The following is a 21,174-nucleotide window of genomic DNA, read 5'->3' as shown; positions in this document are numbered from 1 at the left end:
TAAAAGAATGGATCTTTTCCAAACATCAAAAGAATTTGCCAAGAATATAATAATAATAAATTAGCAAATTGATTTAAAATCATACTCCCATTCAAATTTGTCATTTTAATATAAGATAATACATAGATAGCAATTGATATTACAACTAGCGACATCATATTTGAGATACTATTATTCAGATGCTGAATATATTGATAATATAAAAAAATAATGACTAATGTCTGATTAAAAAGGATAAATAATTGTTGTTTTATGTATTTGTCATGCATATAGAATACCTCTCTACACTTTGTCGTTAGCAATTTTATCCCACTTGTATAATATACCATTTATTTGTAAAAAAAAGTAAATCCGATATCCTAAGATATCGGCTCTGTATTCTTTATTATTATTTGGTCACTTAACAACAAACAATAATAGAGTTAGGACAATCATCTGTCAAAGTTGTAATCCATCCATCGCCTGGAGCTACTGCTGCTTGTAATTCTGCTTCTGTGATATCCTCAACAGCCGACAAATCTACAAATAATTCTTTCATATTTAAACACTCCTTAGGATTGTATTGGTGAATCACTTTGAACCATATTGATCTCAAGTGTGTAAGTATGCAGTAAACTGCTATATTCCTTTAAGTTCCTCGCCTGTCAACATAAAATTAACAACATACAATAATGGAGTTCGGGCAATCGTCTGTCAAAGTTGTAATCCATCCATCGCCTGGAGCTACTGCTGCTTGTAACTCAGCTTCTGTAATATCTTCCACTGCTGACAAATCTACAAATAATTCTTTCATATAGCACGCCTCCTCCCTGCATCATTTATAGTTATCAATAACTACATACTAAAAATAACAATAATTACATATTTTAGAATGAGTAAAAAGCGCAATCTTATTATTTATTTAAAATAATTTGGTCAGTTTAGATCATTTGCATCAATATAACAAAAAAAGAAACACACAAGTACTGTGTGTTTCTTCTTTAGATCTAATCACTAATTAATATAATTTGTAAAATTATAAGGAAACTATTTGTAACTACGTGCACGGCGCTTTCCATACGATGAAACATATTCTTTAGAATCAGGAGGTTGCGTTATCGTACGTGGTTTAACTGCACGACCCCAGATGACTTTATATGAAGAATACTGGGTGATTAGATAATACACCCCATAGATTACTGTAAATATACCGATTGCTACAATCTCCGGTAACCAGAATGCACTGGCATCTCCAATCAAGTTAGGCATTAATGTCTTGAAGCATTCTAGAGCAAAAATACTATGAAGACTACCCAGAATATATGGAATAACCAGCGTGATAAAAATTTGGTAATTGACGATTTTTTTAATTTTCGATTTACGATAGCCTAACTTTTCTAAGATTCTAAAATCATTAATTTTGGAATACGTATTCGAAATATTAGTAAAGTACAAAATGCTACCTGTCGAAATTAAAAAGATCGTACTCGCAAAAATACTAATCAATAAAGATGAACTGTTCGCTTGTAAAAAGACCGTTCGTTTTCCAATCGCACTTTGAAAATAAGGATTGTCTGCAAAAAGTGGACTCAACTGTGCATGAACAACAGCGTCACTACGCAATCCATCGCCATAAATACTCATAATCTGACGTGAAGGTACGCCTGTGGCTTGAATCTGCTGATACAAAGCATCCGGTAATACTAATGTACCTACACTATTTGCGAAAGAGATTGTATTTTCAAGTGTGGTGTACTTAACATCCACATCAATCGGCTTGCTTTGTGGAGGGGTTAATGTATAGACTTTGCCACGTTCATCTACATTATTTTGATTGTATTTGATAAAAATTGCTTGATTGCCGGTTAGATCATTCATATTGGGAGTGTCACCTTGTAATACCAAAGAACGTTGATAATCTGATGCGGAGATCAGATCAAAACCTGCTTTTTCTTTAGCACTATACTCAAACGGCAAATTCTTTGAAGATGATTGCACTTCCAATACGGTAGTCTGCTTGGATTGAATATGATCTGCGTCTGCTTGTTGCTTCACAATAGCCAAAGCCTTTTGAGTCAATACCGCATCTTGCATTGGAAATTCAAAAGCAGCTGGGTTGGTCCGTTCAATCGCTTTAACAGGATAATAAAACGTAATAACCCCAGCTCCCAATAATCCTAATGCTGTAGCAGAGATTAACGTAGAGACAATAAGTGTTCTCGAATTGCTAGTAATCCGCTGTACAAATTGAGGAATCGTAATAATCATGGTATCCCGATAAAAAGAATGTTTAGCGGCTTTTAATTTATTTAACGTATATGGCAAAAAAGAATGGATAGATAGAATCGTTCCGACAACAACCAGTATAAACGTCAACATGGATAACGGTGCAAATCCAATCGTCACCCATAACGAATCGGCTCCTCTTTTGATATCAAGTGCCAGTATATATCCAGCGACAAGAGCAACAAAACCGACAATCGCTTTCCACAATTTAAGTTGAATCGGTTTCTCACGTGTACCTTCTACTTTGACCAGATCCAGTAGTGTATGCTTACGGATAAATCGATAATTAGAAAATAACAAAACGATTAGTGCCAGTACAACAAAAGAACTGGTCATCAGTACTGCATCACTGTTAAACCATACAATATTAGACTGATCCAAAGAAACACCAAGCCACTTAATAACGATCTGAATCAATACGATATAGACAATACCACCCACTATAATACCAATACCGAGTGCCAGCAAACAAATAAAAATATTTTCTAAAAATAGAATCCAAATGACTTTACGTTTATTAAAACCAAGCAATGCATAAATACTTAATTCTTTCATTCTTCGCTTCATAAAAAAAGTATTCGAATAAGACATATAAAACAACACAAAAGCCATAAGTAGGGGTAATACCACTTTAATCATCGCTTGTAACTTATTATCCCCCATTAAGCGAGACAGAATCAGATCATTACTTCCAAAAGAAATAGAAAAGTAAAAAATCATCAATACAAAAGCAACTGAACCTAAATATAAAGAGTAAAATGATAGATTTTTTTTCAAATTCTTTTGTACAATACGGAGCAAACTCACATATAAACCTCCTTTAACCATCCTTTATTCTAATCTTATATACTGGAAAGTGTTCGATTGGATAGAGCAGCAATTTCTTCTAATATCTCTTCAAAAAATGTTTGACGGCTTTTTTGAGCTTTGTGTAATTGCTTGATCGTCTGACCATCTTTTAAAATAATAATTCGATTAGCATAACTTGCTGAATACGCATCATGAGTGACCATTAAGATCGTGGTGTGTAACTCTTCGTTAATTTCTTTAAGCTTTTCTAATAGTTCTTGAGCAGAGTTGGAATCAAGCGCACCTGTCGGTTCGTCTGCAAATAAAATACTTGGATTTTTGATCATGGCTCTGGCTGCCGCAGCTCTTTGGCGTTGTCCCCCTGACAATTCGTTCGGATATTTGTGTAACTGATTTTCAATACCGAAACGTGTGGCTAATGCTTGAATCGAGGCTTCAATTTCAGCTGGTTTCTTTTTGAGTAATGTTAAAGGAACTGCTATATTTTCCTGAATCGTTAAACTATCTAATAATAAATATTCTTGAAAAATAAACCCTAAATAATCTTTGCGAAAATCACTTGTCTGATTATCATTCAATCGACTGATCTCTGTCCCATCAATAAAAATTTCTCCATCTGAAATATGATCAATCGTAGATAATACATTTAATAATGTTGTTTTGCCTGAGCCTGAGGAACCCATAATGCCTACAAATTCTCCTTTTTGGACTTCAAGCGATATCTGATTTAGTGCTTTAACATGATCGTAAGATTTGACAATATTTTTGGCGATGAGTACAGCATTATTAGTCATCATCTATTCTCCTTTATGGTTGAAATGAATATCTTTAACTATTTATACTTGAGATTGATGAGGTAATTCCAGTGTCAGTACTGATGGAATATGATAAGGGTCTATAGTACGCAATAGTTGATATCCAATACCTGCTAAGCCAATCATTAGAGTCGGCACTTGAGCAGTCTGCGGAATACCACTATACCATTGATCTGCTTGAGCATTCTTCACCAGATCACCGACAATACGTTGAGCGATATCCAGATGTTCCGATTGACCTAGATGTTGAGCAGATAACAATAGCAGGTCTATATTCCCCATCGATCCATGGCATAGACAATCGCTACCTCCGAATCCTTCTTGAAGTGTTTTCTGAATCGCTCGCTTAATCTCAATACCTGTTTGTTGTTCAGCAATAATATTAAATATTTTGACTCTTGCCATACCAATTCCTGGCGCACCATGACACCAATTCACAGGCTCTGGAAAGTTTTTTTGAATACGATGTTGACGATTGCGTAGATCAAACCAATTATTTTCCTCTATAGAATACAGTCCTCGTTCATAAGCGATGGCTTGATTGGAATAATTTCGGAATGTCTCGATCCGGGTTTCTTCATATAACTCTGCTAATGCCCATGCTATTCCTGCATTGCCATGTGACATACCTGTGAGTACACTTCCATCACCAATCGCATTTTGCCAGCCTATACTATAGTCGTTGACTTGAGTGGCATGCTTGATCAGATGTTCACCACATTGAATCGCTATCGACAACACTTCATCTTTCAAACAATCCTGATATATTTGCAGTGCTACAAGAAGTGTTCCTGCACAACCTGCCATCAGATCATATTGATCATCTTCCGCTATTTTTGTGCCACAATGTAAAATATGCTGTATCCCTTGATCTTTAAGCTCTTGACGCTCTAACAACATCCCCAGATAGTAATAGCTATACGCATAGCTCGCTTCCCCGGTAAAAGCAGATAACGATTGTGGTTTATTGTACAACATCGTATCTAGATTGACAGCTACAAGAATTTTTTCTACTACATCCAGATAACGTGTTTGTTCGGTCACTTGATACATCATAGCGAAAAAGATGGCATTTCCAAGTAATCCTTCATATAAAGAATTATCTAACGGATTGATAATCCACTGTTCATCATTGCCGATCGTTACATTTTGCCAGCTAATATCGTCAAAATCGGTGGTAGTGGTACTAAGAGCAATCAGTTCATCTGCAATTCGGGTTGCTTCTTTAATAAAATAATACGCTGGTTTCCGTTCCAAATGATCTGTCTCACGATAATCTTTTTTGTATTGTTTGAGATCCCACTTTTTGATCGGCGTTGCTAATGCAGTCTTGATCATCTGTACTTGAAATGATTGATCTGTATGCTGTTCATCCATATTTTCGATACGTAGTATGACTCGATCTAACAATGTTTCTTGATGGAAATATTCGTATTCCAGATCACGACTATCATAGATCGATGTATGATCAACATAGGAGTAAAAGTACGGAATATCCATATGCAGCAAATCATAAATTTCAGCAGGAATAATAGGTAATAAACGGTGATTACGACTAGAAATTGCCCACATCCGATCAAATAAACGATTGCGATATAAAGCATCTATCAAATAATTAGGATTGGTCGAAGCATTTAATAATGTACTGTAATCACTGGTATTACGAACAATCGTACGGACTTTATCTTTGGCAAAGTTTCGGATGAGTCCATGCTGTCCTATAAAATCAAACTTATTCTGACAGATGATCTGATAGGCTTGTTCAAATCCTTTCACAATTGAAGTCACGTATTGCCTTGGATCTACTCTTACTCCATGGAGCAAAGGAATATTCTTTTTGTGCGTAGTGGTATAACGAGTACGAACCAACTTGATCTGATCCGTATAATTATGTTCAAATGTAAATTTTCCTTTAGCAATCGTTTTTTCACCTGTACCCGTAAGACCGCTAATATCCAGATTCGACTGTTTATCCAACTTGGCTGGAAATAAGCAAGTACGAATAACTGAATCTTTAATAGCATAGAGCACTTTTTTGTAAGCAGTCTCTTCCTGTAAATCTTGACTATCATATCCTTGAAATAAAGATTCCAAATCTACAAAATATGGATTATTGCCTGACATAATTACATTTTCTGTATGCATATCACTTCCCATAAGCACATGTAATAAACAGAGATAAGCACCTACTTTATAATATAATTCTTCAATCTCCGCTTCTGATGTACTACTCACTTGTTCGATATAAACTTGCCATCCATAATCTTCATAAGCGATTACAGGCAATGGCTTGATTGGATACTCTAGTCCATGATTATTCATATACTCAATGATCTGATTCACATGGTTATTCACTTGTAATGGCTTCGGTTTATAGACCACTTTGCCATGTTCAAATGCACAGATCAACACTGTTTTCTTGCCACAATGACTGTCTCCTTTATTCATTTCTATGCCTGTTAAAGCGCCCAATAATCCAAACTCGGCTTGAATCTGATTAAAATCAGACATTAAATGATCTACAGCTTCAAGTAAGAAATTCTTCTGCTGTATACTTTCTTCTATAATCATGCGAAACATAGTCGGATACTCATATACCAGCTGTGTAAAGTACTGACGTTGTTGTAATTGCGTACAAAAATCTTGATATCTTGCTTCAGGAGTATCCCCCTTTAGTAATGAATGCTTGCTCAGCTTATTAATTTCTACAGTTAAGACTTTTACTGATAATTTAAGTACTGTCTGTAAGGTGGCTTCCAAAATAACCGATTGAATCGCTTGTTGATCTACTTTGGGTGTCTGGGGCAGATCCATATCAATCATCTGTTGCATCCAGTATAAAAAAGGATATGTAAAACATAAGTAAGGATGTTCGGTAGGAATATGTCCTTTGACCGCATATAATATACTCTCATTTGCATTAAAATCACTCATTAATTGTTGTAGATCATCAATCCACTTCTGTTGATCTTCTAATACAATGTCTGGAGCTAACGGATGAGTTAACGAATTGAATTCTTGTTCGGATTTGCTATAGCTTTCCAAAAACGCATGTCTGTACTGCACAGGTAACTGAATATACTCTGTCCATTGTTCTAAGGCTTCATTGGTTATAGATACGGTAGATATAGGTTCAGTGATCATCCGCTCTTGCAGATAAGTGGCTGTTTTTAATTTGCAGATATCTAATAAGGTCATTGGTACTCGTCCCCTTTATGTTAGATGATAACTATTTCTTCCTGAAGTTATTATAATCGTCATCTTTTCTATTGGATTGAGTATTGCACGCACACTTGCGAATCCTACACTGATCTTCAAAATGAACGCACAAAAAAGACTTTCCATCAACATCAGGAAAGTCTCTACATCGTTATCATTCGTTTCATCTCATACTGAAATGCCAAGATTAGCAAACTCTGCTCGCAATTCTCGCTTTAACTTCGCTTTTTCACTTTCTTCTAGAAAAGCAGCATGCGCTCCATTCATAGCGATCTTACCTAATTCGGAAGCTGTAAATCCGAATCGTTCAGCTAGAATACTGTATTCTTTGGTCATACTTGTACCGGATACACCAGGGTTATCTGTATTCACTGTAATCATTAATCCACGTTCAAAATAATCACGAATCGGGTAACTTTCCCAGTTAGAGACGGCTTTGGTCTGGATATTACTTACCGGGCACATTTCAAGCGGAATCTGACGATCAATCATCATATCCATAATTGCCGGTGCTTCTTGTAGACGTACTCCATGACCGATTCGAGTCGCTCCCAGATTGGATACCGCTTCATAAATATTAGCTGCTCCAGCGGCTTCACCTGCATGAATCGTAACCGGAATATCTCTACGATGAGAAGCGGCAAAAATATCACGGAATAATTCAGGTGGATATGAAGCTTCATCACCAGCTAGATCGACAGCAACGAGACCTTTGCCTATATATTTGGAAGCAGCATGAATCACTTCAATATTTTGTTGATAACTGTGATTACGCATGCAGATCGCGATCCCCCGTGCTCTTACACCGAACTGTTGTTCACCACGCTTAAGACCTGCAAGTACATAATGGATCACTTCTTCAGTATATAGTCCACGTTCACGATGCAATTGAGGAGCAAACCGAATCTCGATATATTTACAACGATGTCCCATCGCTTTCTCAACAATTTCAAAAGCGACTCGCTCTAACGCTATAGCTGTTTGCAAAAATTGAGTTGTAAAATGAAATTTGCTCAAGTAATCTTGCAGACTACTACAATGTTCATTGACCTGCATATGAGAAAGTAACGCATGCTTATCTGTTGTTGGCAGTTCAACACCATGACTTTCTGCCAGATCCAGTACAGTCTGCGGACGCAAGCTTCCATCCAGATGAACATGTAAATCTATTTTGGGTAGAGAAGACACATCAAGACCGTTCAGATGATTGCTCATTATTATATCCTCCTCTATATGTTTAAATAATTAAAAATACGTCATTTAAATGTTCATTAATATAACATATAAACGAAATAAAGTATACTTTTAATTATCTAATGTTATATTAAATGACATATAAGAAGAGGTATAACTTTATATTTCATTTGCGATGGGAAAAGACGACTTAATCTAAATCATCATCTTCGTCTATGTATTCATCTTCTTCAGGTTCGCCCAGTTCTAGACCTTCATTCACCCAACGAATAAAATGATCGGTGACATGCATACCATCATCAGGGCTCATACTCCCACCATCCACAATCCATACATCTTTGGCTCCTGCTTCAGCAAGCATAATTAATACTTTACCTCCACTATCGTCGCCTACAGCTACATACCCTTCTGCATACAGTTCCGTCTCCCATGTCTGATTACGTTCAGCAATTTGCTCTGCTCCATAGATCAGTACACCTTCATCGGTATATAAACCATCACTTTTTTTCCATAATTGTTTTAACGCTTTGGGAAATGTAGTGTTCATCCATTTCTCTGCATCACGGATCGTACTATTTTCAGCCGGTGGATAAAATTCACAAGATCCTAATTGAGACAATTCTAATTCCATAGTCAACACTCCTTATTTGGATAACGGATATAAGCGATATCTTCTATTATAGTATAACTATACAGACTCTTGCATCTAATCATCAGCATAAGTCATGATCTACATACCGTATTTGCTATATTTATAAGTACAATGGTGTCTAATGCAAGATGATTAGCTTCATTAATCACTTCAGAAACTACAGGTAAAAATACTATACCTGCCACTGGTGTCATGTTATGGTTCTAACCCTTTGTCATACAGTAATATATCTGTTCTAGTAACGACCTGCGAGGTTAAAGCAATGTCTGTTATACTGTTTGCATTAGGAAATCTATTGCATACTATTTCCGATATAATAATGAAACATTGAATAAAGAGAGGGTTACACTTATGTCCAAAAAAATACTAATCGCAGATGATGAAGAAAGTATCCGTAACTCGATTGCTTATGCTTTAAAAAGAGAACATTTTATCGTAGAAACAGCTATAGATGGTGAAGATGCACTTGTCAAAACAAACATTTTCAAGCCTGATGTTATTGTACTTGATGTGATGATGCCTAAGCTTGATGGATATGGAGTCTGTCGTGAGCTGAATAATCGTAAAGGCATTGGTATTCTCTTACTTACTGCCAAGTCCGATATTATTGACAAAATATTAGGTCTAGAAATGGGTGCAGATGATTACCTTTCTAAGCCTTTCGATATTCGTGAATTAATTGCCCGGATCAAAGCATTAGCACGACGTATGGAACGAGAAAGCACACCTTCGGCTAACGATGCCCCTTCGATATTAGGAGCAGTTGAAGTGTACACCAGTAGTCGTAAAGTGTTAGTTGATCAGCAGCCGATCGAACTTACACCGAAAGAGTTCGACTTGCTTGCTCTACTTATTGCGCATCCGAATCGTGTCTATACACGCGAAGAACTGCTAGAACTGGTATGGGGAATGGATTACTTGGGAGAAACACGAACAATCGATATTCATATTCAGCGATTACGTAAAAAAATAGAGCCACACCAAGCTTTACTGCAAACGGTCTATGGTATTGGCTACAAAGCGGAATATTTATCGTGAAGCGCTCTGCATCTAAGAATGCTCAACCAACTACACGTTCACATCTATTTCAATCACGCGGATGGAGTTTACGTTGGAAATTCCCACTACTTTTAGCGGTTTTGCTTTTATTTACGGTAGGTGTATTAAGTACGCTAGTACTGATCGGGATTCAATCGAATCAGAAGAACCAAATTGAAAACACACTCAAACGTCAAAGTGAAATTGTAGGGCTTACGATACGGCAAGAGTATCTAGCTAGCAATCCTTCCGATCCCAAGTCATTTATGAAATTACGAGCGACAGAACTTGCAGGTCAACTGGGAATATCCAGTAATATGCGGATTGTGTTATACGATGCTAAAGGACAATTAGTCGGTGATTCCTTACCTCTTGCTCCTCAAGCCCATGTAGAACAGGCACTTGCGTATGCTTTAAAAGGTCAGATCGCTTATATTACAGCAGGTTCTTCAGTGATTTACTTGTCTCCGATTCAAGGACCGAACGGTTTACTTGGAGTAGCACAACTTCATCTTTCAATCGCAGAACAGCAAGCCTTTTATCAAGATATCGTACATTTATTGCTCTGGATAGGATTGTCTGTGTTGATGATCAGCTTTATTGTTGGATGGTTGTATATTCGCAAGCAAACTACAGATATTGAGCGACTTACCCAGGAGACTATTTCGATAGCTCAAGGTCAATATCCTGTTGCTCAGACAACTCTTTTTACTCGTAAAGACGAATTAGGGCAACTTGGAGAAGGTATTGTACAGATGGGACATATGATTGCTCAAAGTATGAACGATTTGGAAAATGAAAAACAACAATTGGAACAAGCTGTTACCAAATTAACAGCACTGGAACAATTGCAAAAAGCGTTTATCGGAAATATCAGTCATGAATTGAAAACACCTGTCACCTCTATTCAAGCGTATGCCGATTTGTTACGTATGTATGGGGATGATCCTTCATTAGTGCAAGAAGCGAGCGAAAGCATTGCCAAAGAAACCAAACGTCTGATTGAATTGATTGAAGATTCGATTCGTTTATCGTTGCTTGAGAAATATGATTTTGAATTGCAATTGCATACGGTACAGTTAGACGCACTACTTCAAGATGTAGCAGAACGTACACGTGGTAAAGCATCCACTTCAGGTATTGATCTACAAGTGCAGACGGTGTCGGTGAACATGATTACCGATCCCAAGCATCTTATGCATATTTTATTGAATTTGTTAGATAATGCAGTGAAATATAATGATCGTAAACATGGTTGGATTCAGCTATCGAATATGCTAGATGATCACAAAACGATCATCCGTATTGCCAATTCGGGAGCTATTATTCCCGAAGATCAATGGGACAATGTATTCGAACCGTATGCTACATTAAGCAGTGACCGTGCACGTACAGGTAGCGGAACAGGTCTAGGTCTTCCTCTTGCCCGCCGCCTAGCAGAACGTTTGCAAGGTCAATTGTATATTAAGCAATCGAATCCATCAGGAACTGTATTTATATTGGAACTTCCTTTGTAATGCACGATTACAAGCTATTATTTACAACTTGGATACAATTCGATATATTTACGAAACGTCTGCACCTTATAGTAAAGACATCGATCATATAAGGGAGATGTTCTTTTGTGAAAAAAATAAAGATATTCTATCGTCGAGATTCTATGTACTTGCTGATTAGTAGTATCCTATTCATGATGTTACTTAGTGCATGTAGTCCGTTAACCCATACAGGCGGACTTCGCTCATCAGAACCACAACTTACCGTGTTACCGCTGGATACATCTACGCAAAAAAAAGCCGACGAAGTGCTTCTTTCCACAGTAGATCCATTGAAAAATCGGTATGCACGTACATGGTTATCCGATACCGAACTGATTATTAACAAAAAAGATCGGCTGTATATTTATAATATAACAACGGCTAAAGAGAAATTATTTACACCTGATCGCACATCACCTCAATATCTTGCACTAACTTCTCAAGATGGTCAGCATGTATTTTTTACAGAAGGTGTAGATGGTGATCCGTATGAGATTCAAGGCTATATTTGGGAAGTATCGACAGGCAAAGTCACATCTATCGGTAGACTGGATATCACCAATACCGTCAGCTGGGCAGACAATGAACACTTAATTGCAGATCAAATCGGTGGCGGTATACGCTTAATCGATCTAAACGGTCACTCTTCCGATGTTGTTCTACCTTATTCTATGCAACCACAGGATAGAATCGACAATGTACAGAAGATCGGTAAAGTGATTTACTTTTTAGGTTCAGATACTCATGTCTATCGGCTGGTACAATACGCTAATCAATCAGAACCTACTATAATTGCGATTGCTAGCAATGTGAGAACCTTTACTGTATCTCCAGATGGCGAACGTATAGCAATCGAACAACGACTATGGAATACAACTGAACCTGCTAAGCTGATCATTATTGATCCGCAAGGTGATGTGAAAGGCACATTAGCGCAAGGAAGTTTAATCAGTCATAGTGTATGGTCCGCAGATAGCCGTATGCTTGCTTTTGCAATCAATCAGGTGAATCAACAAGGGATGAATGGGCTCTATATTTTCGATCAAGCTACAGGTAAAACAACCCCTGTGTTTGCCAAAATCCAAGATTCCAACGCTTCGATCCAATGGAACCCGTCAAGTAAAAGTTTGTCTATGTATGATGAGAGTAACGGAATCATGACGTATATTATAGGAATAGAAAAATAAGCTAAAGCCAACATGATCGTGATCGATGTGTGGCTTTAGCTTATTTTTATGATTTATTGTATATGATTTGATTCACAATATGAGATACACATGCCTCAGAGTTTACTTTATCTTCTCAAATGAGTTCTTGTACCCGTCAGAATATCCACTTGTGAACTATTACCCTTTTACTCCATTGTCATCTGGAAAAAATAATTGATACTCTCCATTCAATTGCTTAATTAACAAATTATGATCTGATGTCTCGAATACTTTTGTACCTTTATCTACAGCGTTAGACATCAGGTGTGCTGATGGATAAACCTCTGCATCGACTCGTTGTACAATTTCACCGACTGGTTGAATATCTGTATACTGCTTGATATCTACAGATTGTCCGCCTAAATATTGTTGTTCGTTATAATTAATAATAGCTGCATAACAAGCAGTACTCTCTGTGTTAGCATTACATCCTATTAGAAAAAAAGAATACCCTAGTATACAACAAGTTATGATAAATAGTCTCATGCTTCACCTCTTTTATTCTGAATAGGTCGCTTTGTTATATGCTCTACATTTGATTTCTTTGTGTGATTCCTTTACGCTAAAATCATGAATAAGCGTCGTTATATTGTAAAATTATAACATAAAAGTAATATGCCTATTCCAAATTTTTCTATACCTAAGGAGCGCCTAATCATGAGCGAACAGCTATATACCCTTTTCCAAAGTAAACAGATTCCTTACGAATACGATCTAACATTCGTGGATCAGTTGCTTCGGACTAAATATGCTGCTATTGAAGTCAGTAAACGTACTGTCGAGGATTTGAAAAAAGATCCTATGTGCGATTTTGATGCGATTTATAAGTGTTATGTGATTACAGATGCAGTGTTACTTGATTCTTTATTTACAGAAGAAGAACGTTCAATTCAAGCAGAAATGGCAAAAAAGCATTCTACATACTCAGAAACAAGGGAATATAACGTATGGGGAGATATCCAAGAAGGTCGAATGATTCGAGTGATTGTAGACTCGGATAATGGTAGCACGATGACAGGCTTTAACTTACAAGGTTTATGTGAAGTGTTAATGTATGAACTCTATGTACTTAAAGGAATTAAACCTGAAGCTTGTACCAATCCTAACGATCCTTATTTTGCTCATTATCTGGAGTGCTTGGATAAAGCCGGTTATCTTTAATTTTGCATGATAATAAGGGCAGTTCTCGAAAGTTGGAGAGCTGTTCTTTTTTATTCGTTTATCGTAGTTCTTGTTATTAATGGTCTTGCTGAAAGTTTTGTAGTTGTATTAGTTGCCATGTACGTTCTTCGGTAATACACTTCATCTTGTTATCTGATGCAAGACCGATCACTTTAATCGCATAATCACTCGCGACTATAGCATGTTCTCTCATATGTCCTACAGCTACCGCTTGTCCGGCAGTTCTGGCTGCTGTTTTGGCTATTTCGCTCTGGCACTCTCTAGCAATCTTGTGAATCTGGAATCCAGCTTGCCTTACTTGATGTACCGTAGCTTGTCCCACTTGCCATAGCTCATTTACTTTGAACGCTTGCTCCACTTGTTCAAGATTCGGTAATTCTTGCTCCAGATAAGGTAGAACATGCTTTGCTAGACTAAGCGCCCATTGTGCTAATTGAACATGACTCATCTTCTCGATCTTCTGTTCGATCTCTGCTCGCAGTGATAAGTCGTCTATAATCTTAATCTTAGATTTACTCAAGGCAACCTTCTCCTTTCAAGAATCTGATAATGTGTACCCCTTTGATATCATCGAATAAGATGTCTTACAAAGTCAGATTGTTCCAAATAATATAATCGTTCTTCCTCTCAATCTTCATCTTTTATCTATTCGTTCCAAAAGCCTTGATATGAAGGGTAAGCTTCTAATTATAAATTTATCATCTGCTCTTTCATGATTATCGTTGGTTTATTCTCACTTCCTTTCTATCTAGTATAAAAGAAAAGCCCTTGAAAAACTCAAGAGCTTTTTTACTTTTCCTATATTACTCCGGTACACTCGTACTTCCATCGTTATATGCTTCAATATCATCGAAATACAATGTGCCTGCTGTCACCGAAGAATCTTCCCCTTTATTAACGTAGATCGAGAACATTCGCACATCTTTCAAGCTGGATGCTGTAATCACTTTATCCGCATTAGCAGTGTCCCATGGGGCTGGCTTGAAGTCGGTAAAAGGAATCTCGATCATTCCTGCTTCTGTTCCATGAAGCGAAGGATAAGCTTCAAACGAAGTACCGTTGATGTTAATCTGAATGACTAGCTTATTATCGCTACCATCTGGCTTCATCCAGAACCGAACTGCATTGGTGCCTGACCAGTCACTATTTTGCATATTTTTGGACTCGCCTGTATAACCCTGGCTGTTCAGCGTATAATCGTATTTCAGACCGTATTTTCCACTATTTTTGCCATACGTACTCAGTGTGACTGTATTCGGATCGCCTGCTGTAACATATGCTCGATCTAGTAATTCATCGCTACCTTTATACGTTTCAAATAGATCGACTACCCATGGATCGGTTGTTCCATCACTATCACTTACATACAATTGCACCGTTTGGGTAAGCACCTGACCACCTTTGAGATCAACTTGTACCGTTAATGTGGTTCCCTCTTCTGCAAGCGATGCATCAGGTGTCCAATCCGCCACATAATAGAATCCGTCTGCATCTTTTTTCATTTTATGCTCTGTACTATTACCCTCCACTTGATAGGTCACTTTCGCAATCTTGGCTTCATTCACTCGCACTCGAATCGTTGTCGGCTTGCTAAGTGGAATCGTTGCATTGTTGATCGGTGAAGCGATATGCATAAATGGTTGCTCTTTGGCTACTTTGGACTTCTGCTGATACGGACGATCAGCTTCAACCTCTTGTTGAAAAGCAGTATATGGATCATCATAAAAAGCTTGGAAATCTGGTAACAGTTCATGATCGCCTAGCCCATTCGGTGCATCCCGATAAGGAACAAAGATAGAATCCGTATTGAAATTCGCCCATGTGAGCATATAAGACATCTTTTTCGCTTGAGGATCAGATTGTAATGCTTTTAACAACTTGGTAAAAAACTGCAAATCTTTCGTGCCTGTTGGCTTCACATTGGAATAGCCAAATTCAGTGAACGCTGAAATTTTGCCTTTCTGCTCTGCAATCTCAGCTACTAAGCGGGCATCTTGGACGACTGCATCGTACCATGTCGGTGTATTGCCATCATAATACGTATCAAATCCCAAAATATCGACATAATCGTCCCCTGGATACGTCTCCAAATAAGTATCTGCATCCTGATTGAATGGACTACCCGGTGAGAATGCATATAAGAAATTATGCACCTTTTTCACATCACGCAGATATTCTACCGTATACCGATAAATCTCAACATACTCTTCTTTTGTCCGATAAGGCGCACCCCACCAGAACCAACCGCCATTCTGCTCATGGAACGGACGGAAAATCACCGGAATCGCTTGCCCGCGGTCATCTTTAAGATGATGAGCAAAGTCGGCAACCTGATCGAGAAAAGCATTATAATCTGCATGCTTGTCTCCACCCGGTAAGATATGACTGATTACATTCCCTTTGGTATCATAAAAATCATTTCCAGTTACAAAGTTAGGCATATGCGAACTTAAGTTGAGCACACTACCTTGCTCGTAAGCTGACTTCATCACCTTAACCAGATTGTCCCGATTCTCTGTAGCTGCTCCACCATACACTCCGGGCTTCTCAAATCCTTCTAGACTTAGCGTATCCCATCCAAATACTCCCGGCAGATCACCAACAGATCGCTTCACTTCAGATTGTGTTCCATCTTCGGCTGTAATCCCGATACCTTCCGTCGTGGCATGTTGGTGACCGAATAATATATCTTTGCCTTCGTTATTCAGCAAATAGGTAAATAGCGAACGTGTAGCTTTGGTTGCGTCTGCATCTGCTAGATTCACGATCTGCGATTGAGATGTTTTACTATTGACCGCTTCTACCTCATTTTCTGCTTGTGCCACTTGCCCTGCTGTTGGTGATACCGCCAGCAACATTGCCAATACCCCTATCGCCCAACGCTTCCTCATGATCACAACTCCTCTGTGGTTGGAATAACTATCTGTATAGATAACGCTTACAGAGTTAAATATACAAAAGTATAAGGAAGGATTATATAGGGAAATAAGGAAAAAATAGTTTTTTAACATGCAAGCTTTTTTCCTTATTCTTGGGTGTATCTTATTTATATGAAAATATGTATTGAAACGTTTGTAGGCATAACGATACTATACTTATCCTTCTTCAAGCGCTTTGTATACTTTATAGTGATCCTTAACTTTAATAGCAAGTTGATCTATATGAACTTCATTTTTGATTTGATACATTTCGGTTCCTATGGGAAGTGTGGTAGACATGAACTCGGTAAAAGGTTCATCGGCTTTATGCTGTTGTTGAATCGTTCCTAACTTCTCTCCGATCTGGTCACTCTTTATGGTGAGCTGTTGATCCACAACATATACTCCATTCTTGAATATAAATAAATCTGCATGGGGTGAATCACGGATCGTTTCTTGGGCTAAAATTTCTGTCGTGCTGATTTCTGTAATGTTGTTAGGTTGTACTCCTTGCTGGGTCTGTGTGGTATTGGGACTACAACCTAGAAGTGTGGATAATAAGGTAAGTACTATAGCTGATTTCAAATTAAAGTTCATTCCTCTCTAATCTATTCTCCAATGGGTATGTAATCTACATTTCTCTAATAAATACTACTTGGGTAAAAGGTATAACTTCTCATTAATAATTTATTATGTAATAGCGGATCTGCTCCGCTTTGCTTAACTTTAGCATATTATTCTAATTTGACCCTTTATATTCTGCTTTATTCTCAGATAATATCATTATTTAGTTTGTCCCTGAGCCTATTAAACTCCAATAATATTTTTAAAATTCTCTCTTTAGACCATTCTTGACACTCTCAGGGAAGCTTTTTCAATGAGGGTAATTTCTTCTCTCGTATATAAATCCCATTTCTCTATAAGATAGTTTGATGTAATCATCTCATCAGATAATTGATCTTTAGTATGCTTTTCTCCATTATGTTTTCTTTTTTTTAATAACTCCGGTATTTTGTATTGAGTAAATACGAAATCATATGAGAACAGTATAATTGTGATCGTCAAACTTATAATATTACAAAGTATTAATATTCCATAGTTATTTAAAATATCCGTAATAAATAAACTTTCTTTCATTAGATTTTGGAAATAGAGAATGAAGTAAGGAATCCAAAGTATTAGCAAAATTTGTGTAATTGGTATCATACATTCAATAATGAACTTAAAAGATTCCATTACAATTCTTTTTAAAGTACCCACAAATGACATTCTATATAGCCAGCTATATTGCCTTGTTAGTATAAGGTTTTTATCACGTAAAGTATCACTGGATACTGCATAAAACAAAGCGAATTTCTTACAAAGCAACAATTTATTGTATTTGGTTGGCTCATATTCGTATTTATAATATAGTTCTATCAGTTGATTATGAATAGACAATAATTTAGAATCTATTTCTACAAATATCGGAGAGTCCGTTGAAGCTAAATATTTTGTGGTATCTAATAAGTCTTCTAGTTTCTTTTTTCTGTCTTGTTGGGTCATCATAGACTTTATTCTATAAAAAATAGGTCCATTTAACTGATTAACTTGTTTTTCCAAAGTTGCAATGAAAAAATCGTATTTTTTCTGCTTTCGGTTTAAAGCATTCGTAATGAACCACCCTGTCATAGCTACAACAGCAGCTATGTAGGGAGCTATATCTTTTATGAGCCCAGGCTCCATAAATCAAATCACTCCTTTATGAATAATCACTTTTTGATTTGTTCTCTTCAGCTAGATTTCAAATATTTTCGAAGCAACTTGTATTACATTATTATATTTCATAGAAAAGCAAAGAGGTGATCCAATTATTATTTTCGTTACGTAACAGATAAAGGCAAAACAACTTCTATGCAATTCGTGACTGATGGAGTAGCTCTAATTTATGTTCACACTAAAAGAATATAGAATTGTAAACAAAAAGCATGAATAATCTTGTACAAAATTATTCATGCTTTTTTGTATCTTAGATTCATAAACAAACTTAAACTAACAAATAATTAATTATTTCTATTTATAAAATTTTCAAATTTCTCCTTAATTCTTGTACTCGATTACGTAATATCAATGGTGCTTTTTCTAAAGCACCATTGATGATAGATGCAGTATAAGAATCTTCATAAAATATAGTATTTGTATTTAGAAATGACTCCATTAGTTCAACATATAAACTCCAGCCATGCTTTGTAGTATCTGCAACAGATAACTTATAAATCAAATTGAAGATTACTTTTGATTCTTGGATAGGTTTATCTAAGCTATCAATCAGTTTTTCTAAAAGTATCATAGAAAATTGATTTCTTTCTTCTACAGGTAAACCAACAATTAAAGAAGATAAAACAACTATTTCTTGTAGCAGAGAATCATTAAAATCGCCATCACAACTAAGTTCATAATTATTAATAAGAGTTTTTACGTAAACTGTCAAATGATCCGAAAAAAGATCAGATGAAATATTAATTAAATAACCTGAATAATCAGCTAGCTTTTCATTATTCTCGATAACCTGATTGATAACAGAAAATGCTTGTTCTTCTGGAACATAATCAGGTATCCATTCATGCGACTCTTTAAATCTATTCAATAATTTGATGATTCGAATGATATTATTTTCTCCAAAACTAGTTTTCAAATCATTCTTCTTTTTAAAAAAGGAAAATGTGTTTTCTTCTTTTCTATCAATATCCAAATGATTATTTGTGGCAGTTTGATATAAATGATTACAAATTGGATTTAAAATAGTTTTTAGTGAATTTAATGGTTTAGATTTCAATAAAATATCTAAAGTACCTCCTATAACAGTTCTCCACACATTCGTATTTAAAGGATGACATACCTCAAACGAATTGGGATATCGAGATTTTAAAAGTTCTTTAGAAAGATTTTGAGTACAGGCACCCTCAAGAATGACAATAACTTCTTCAACTGAGATAGGACCATTCAATTCAATTATTTCTTTGAGCATTTGATCTGCATACCTATAAGCCCAAAAGATTTTTTGAATTTCTGTATACTTATCATATCTAAAATTAATAGACATGCTACTGTAAGCATATTGTATAAGTGATATATATAACCTATAATTTTTGTCTACCTTTTCTTTCTCATAATGCAGAAGATTTGCTAACTCTTTTTTTATCATTTCAAAAATAGACTCTTTTTTAATATGATCTGGAGAAGATAAAACATAATATAGTAACCTTTGTTTTTGAACAGGATTGTGTGAAAACTTAATTTCTTTTATAATCCAATCCAATATATCGTCTTCTTTTATTTCTTTTAAAATTACAAGTTGCTTGGTAATATTAACAAATGTTAACCCATCTCCAATCGGTATACTACTAAACAATGATAGCATTTCCTCAGAATCATTACAGTTATCTTTTATAAATGACGAAATCCAATCTTCTAAATTTATTTGTAATAATTGATCAAGACCTGGAAGTAAATTGATGAAAAATTCAGGATCTTCCGGATAAATAAGCTTGGTATTAAATAGTGGAGACTGATTATTTATCATATAGAAACTAGCCGATCTATAAAAATAATCCGGTATTGCTGATAGCTTTGTTACTAATTCATCAATTGGAATTGTATTTACATCTTGCATAGAAAATGAATGATATATTTCTACTAAATGTAACCATTCTTTTATATACATTTCTTTATCTGTTTCAACATATAATTGTGCTACAGGTATAAATATAACTAAAGATATACTTTCCTGATTATCATTCATCCATTGTAATTCAATTCTTTGAGTTGCAATATCATTTGTATGTTCCCAGCGAGTTTTGACTTCAATATTGTTATAAACTTCAAATCCTTCTGTTTTATCTTTTCTTTTAATAGCGTTTTCTACCCATCTATACCAGTTCTCAACAGGAACCTCTAAGAATCCAGATTCTAATACTATGACCGAATGATTTACTTCTAAAATCTCTTGCCAATTCAAGGGTAACTTTTTAGTAGTGTCTATTAAAATATCTTCCGGAATATTTAGTAATAATAATTGAATTAATATTACATGATGATCATCTTCAATAACATTGTTTGTTGTGACTTGTATAAGATTAGATAAGCTCTCAATAAATAATTCATATCTTTTAGGGTACAGAAACCATATCTCTTGTTCATTTGAAAATAACCAGGTCAAATATTGTTTTTGTAGATCGTAATTTTCTATTAACAAAGCATCGTAAACCATCAAAGCTTTATAAAAAGCTTCTTCTTGATATAATATTTCGTCAGATTTTTCTATACATAATTTATTTATATCAAAAGGTAATGTAT

General features: G+C 35.9%; 17 protein-coding genes. 4 read left to right on the top strand and 13 right to left on the bottom strand.

Going from position 1 to position 21,174, the window contains the following annotated elements:
* Positions 1–400: 400 nt before the first annotated feature.
* The 7 genes from PTI45_RS23900 to PTI45_RS11865 form a co-directional block, all read right to left on the bottom strand.
* Positions 401–538, bottom strand: a complete 138-nt coding sequence (locus tag PTI45_RS23900) for a type A2 lanthipeptide (RefSeq protein WP_083243493.1) — start codon at positions 536–538, stop codon at positions 401–403.
* A gap of 117 nt (positions 539–655) precedes the next feature.
* Complete coding sequence (locus tag PTI45_RS23710) at positions 656–793, bottom strand: type A2 lanthipeptide (protein WP_083243493.1); 138 nt, start codon at positions 791–793, stop codon at positions 656–658.
* Between the two features lie 233 nt (positions 794–1,026).
* Positions 1,027–3,072 (bottom strand): FtsX-like permease family protein, encoded by a 2,046-nt coding sequence (locus PTI45_RS11885; protein WP_069327803.1) that lies wholly within the window; start codon positions 3,070–3,072, stop codon positions 1,027–1,029.
* 35 nt (positions 3,073–3,107) lie between these two features.
* Positions 3,108–3,869, bottom strand: a complete 762-nt coding sequence (locus tag PTI45_RS11880) for an ABC transporter ATP-binding protein (RefSeq protein ID WP_241669282.1) — start codon at positions 3,867–3,869, stop codon at positions 3,108–3,110.
* Positions 3,870–3,911: 42 nt separating this feature from the next.
* A complete protein-coding gene (locus PTI45_RS11875) occupies positions 3,912–7,088 on the bottom strand; it encodes a type 2 lanthipeptide synthetase LanM family protein (protein WP_069327801.1) in 3,177 nt (1,058 codons plus the stop codon).
* A gap of 189 nt (positions 7,089–7,277) precedes the next feature.
* Positions 7,278–8,324: an adenosine deaminase gene (gene add / locus PTI45_RS11870; protein WP_069327800.1), complete on the bottom strand. Its 1,047-nt coding sequence runs from the start codon at positions 8,322–8,324 to the stop codon at positions 7,278–7,280.
* 169 nt (positions 8,325–8,493) lie between these two features.
* Positions 8,494–8,934, bottom strand: a complete 441-nt coding sequence (locus PTI45_RS11865; protein ID WP_069327799.1) for an SMI1/KNR4 family protein — start codon at positions 8,932–8,934, stop codon at positions 8,494–8,496.
* 372 nt (positions 8,935–9,306) lie between these two features.
* On the opposite strand from PTI45_RS11865, the gene PTI45_RS11860 reads away from it, so the two are divergent.
* The 3 genes from PTI45_RS11860 to PTI45_RS11850 all read left to right on the top strand — a co-directional run bounded on the left by PTI45_RS11860 (position 9,307) and on the right by PTI45_RS11850 (position 12,718).
* Positions 9,307–9,993 (top strand): response regulator transcription factor, encoded by a 687-nt coding sequence (locus PTI45_RS11860; RefSeq protein ID WP_069327798.1) that lies wholly within the window; start codon positions 9,307–9,309, stop codon positions 9,991–9,993.
* Entirely contained in the window at positions 9,990–11,510 is a 1,521-nt protein-coding gene (locus tag PTI45_RS11855; protein ID WP_245703476.1) for a sensor histidine kinase, read from the top strand. Before PTI45_RS11860 ends, PTI45_RS11855 begins: the two co-directional genes overlap by 4 nt.
* A gap of 173 nt (positions 11,511–11,683) precedes the next feature.
* On the top strand, positions 11,684–12,718 hold the full coding sequence (locus PTI45_RS11850) for a hypothetical protein (RefSeq protein WP_069327809.1): 1,035 nt from the start codon (positions 11,684–11,686) through the stop codon (positions 12,716–12,718).
* A 159-nt stretch (positions 12,719–12,877) separates the two neighbouring features.
* Here the strand turns inward: PTI45_RS11850 and PTI45_RS11845 are convergent, their stop codons facing one another.
* Positions 12,878–13,225 (bottom strand): hypothetical protein, encoded by a 348-nt coding sequence (locus tag PTI45_RS11845; protein ID WP_069327797.1) that lies wholly within the window; start codon positions 13,223–13,225, stop codon positions 12,878–12,880.
* 171 nt (positions 13,226–13,396) lie between these two features.
* Here PTI45_RS11845 and PTI45_RS11840 point away from each other — a divergent pair, with 171 nt between their 5' ends.
* Positions 13,397–13,900: a hypothetical protein gene (locus tag PTI45_RS11840; RefSeq protein WP_069327796.1), complete on the top strand. Its 504-nt coding sequence runs from the start codon at positions 13,397–13,399 to the stop codon at positions 13,898–13,900.
* 76 nt (positions 13,901–13,976) lie between these two features.
* Here the strand turns inward: PTI45_RS11840 and PTI45_RS11835 are convergent, their stop codons facing one another.
* The 5 genes from PTI45_RS11835 to PTI45_RS24145 all read right to left on the bottom strand — a co-directional run.
* Complete coding sequence (locus tag PTI45_RS11835) at positions 13,977–14,441, bottom strand: putative immunity protein (protein WP_069327795.1); 465 nt, start codon at positions 14,439–14,441, stop codon at positions 13,977–13,979.
* 283 nt (positions 14,442–14,724) lie between these two features.
* Positions 14,725–16,812: a glycosyl hydrolase gene (locus PTI45_RS11830; protein ID WP_069327794.1), complete on the bottom strand. Its 2,088-nt coding sequence runs from the start codon at positions 16,810–16,812 to the stop codon at positions 14,725–14,727.
* A gap of 204 nt (positions 16,813–17,016) precedes the next feature.
* Positions 17,017–17,424 carry a hypothetical protein gene (locus tag PTI45_RS11825; protein ID WP_139129245.1) on the bottom strand — a complete coding sequence of 136 codons (408 nt, stop codon included), beginning with the start codon at positions 17,422–17,424 and terminating at the stop codon, positions 17,017–17,019.
* Between the two features lie 255 nt (positions 17,425–17,679).
* Entirely contained in the window at positions 17,680–18,564 is an 885-nt protein-coding gene (locus tag PTI45_RS11820; protein WP_069327792.1) for a hypothetical protein, read from the bottom strand.
* A 331-nt stretch (positions 18,565–18,895) separates the two neighbouring features.
* A partial coding sequence (locus PTI45_RS24145; RefSeq protein WP_175425173.1) for a hypothetical protein occupies positions 18,896–21,174 on the bottom strand: 2,279 nt, incomplete at its 5' end.

The organism is Paenibacillus nuruki (assembly GCF_001721045.1).
Taxonomy (GTDB): domain Bacteria; phylum Bacillota; class Bacilli; order Paenibacillales; family Paenibacillaceae; genus Saccharibacillus; species Saccharibacillus nuruki.
This window is presented reverse-complemented; position numbering and strand designations above follow the sequence as displayed.

Bases quoted from the DNA above. Each gene is read 5' to 3' on its own strand.
- PTI45_RS23900 (WP_083243493.1), bottom strand. From the start codon at position 538: ATGAAAGAATTATTTGTAGATTTGTCGGCTGTTGAGGATATCACAGAA.
- PTI45_RS23710 (WP_083243493.1), bottom strand. From the start codon at position 793: ATGAAAGAATTATTTGTAGATTTGTCAGCAGTGGAAGATATTACAGAA.
- PTI45_RS11880 (WP_241669282.1), bottom strand. From the start codon at position 3,869: ATGACTAATAATGCTGTACTCATCGCCAAAAATATTGTCAAATCTTAC.
- PTI45_RS11875 (WP_069327801.1), bottom strand. From the start codon at position 7,088: ATGACCTTATTAGATATCTGCAAATTAAAAACAGCCACTTATCTGCAA.
- add (WP_069327800.1), bottom strand. From the start codon at position 8,324: ATGAGCAATCATCTGAACGGTCTTGATGTGTCTTCTCTACCCAAAATA.
- PTI45_RS11865 (WP_069327799.1), bottom strand. From the start codon at position 8,934: ATGGAATTAGAATTGTCTCAATTAGGATCTTGTGAATTTTATCCACCG.
- PTI45_RS11860 (WP_069327798.1), top strand. From the start codon at position 9,307: ATGTCCAAAAAAATACTAATCGCAGATGATGAAGAAAGTATCCGTAAC.
- PTI45_RS11850 (WP_069327809.1), top strand. From the start codon at position 11,684: ATGATGTTACTTAGTGCATGTAGTCCGTTAACCCATACAGGCGGACTT.
- PTI45_RS11845 (WP_069327797.1), bottom strand. From the start codon at position 13,225: ATGAGACTATTTATCATAACTTGTTGTATACTAGGGTATTCTTTTTTT.
- PTI45_RS11840 (WP_069327796.1), top strand. From the start codon at position 13,397: ATGAGCGAACAGCTATATACCCTTTTCCAAAGTAAACAGATTCCTTAC.
- PTI45_RS11830 (WP_069327794.1), bottom strand. From the start codon at position 16,812: ATGAGGAAGCGTTGGGCGATAGGGGTATTGGCAATGTTGCTGGCGGTA.
- PTI45_RS11820 (WP_069327792.1), bottom strand. From the start codon at position 18,564: ATGGAGCCTGGGCTCATAAAAGATATAGCTCCCTACATAGCTGCTGTT.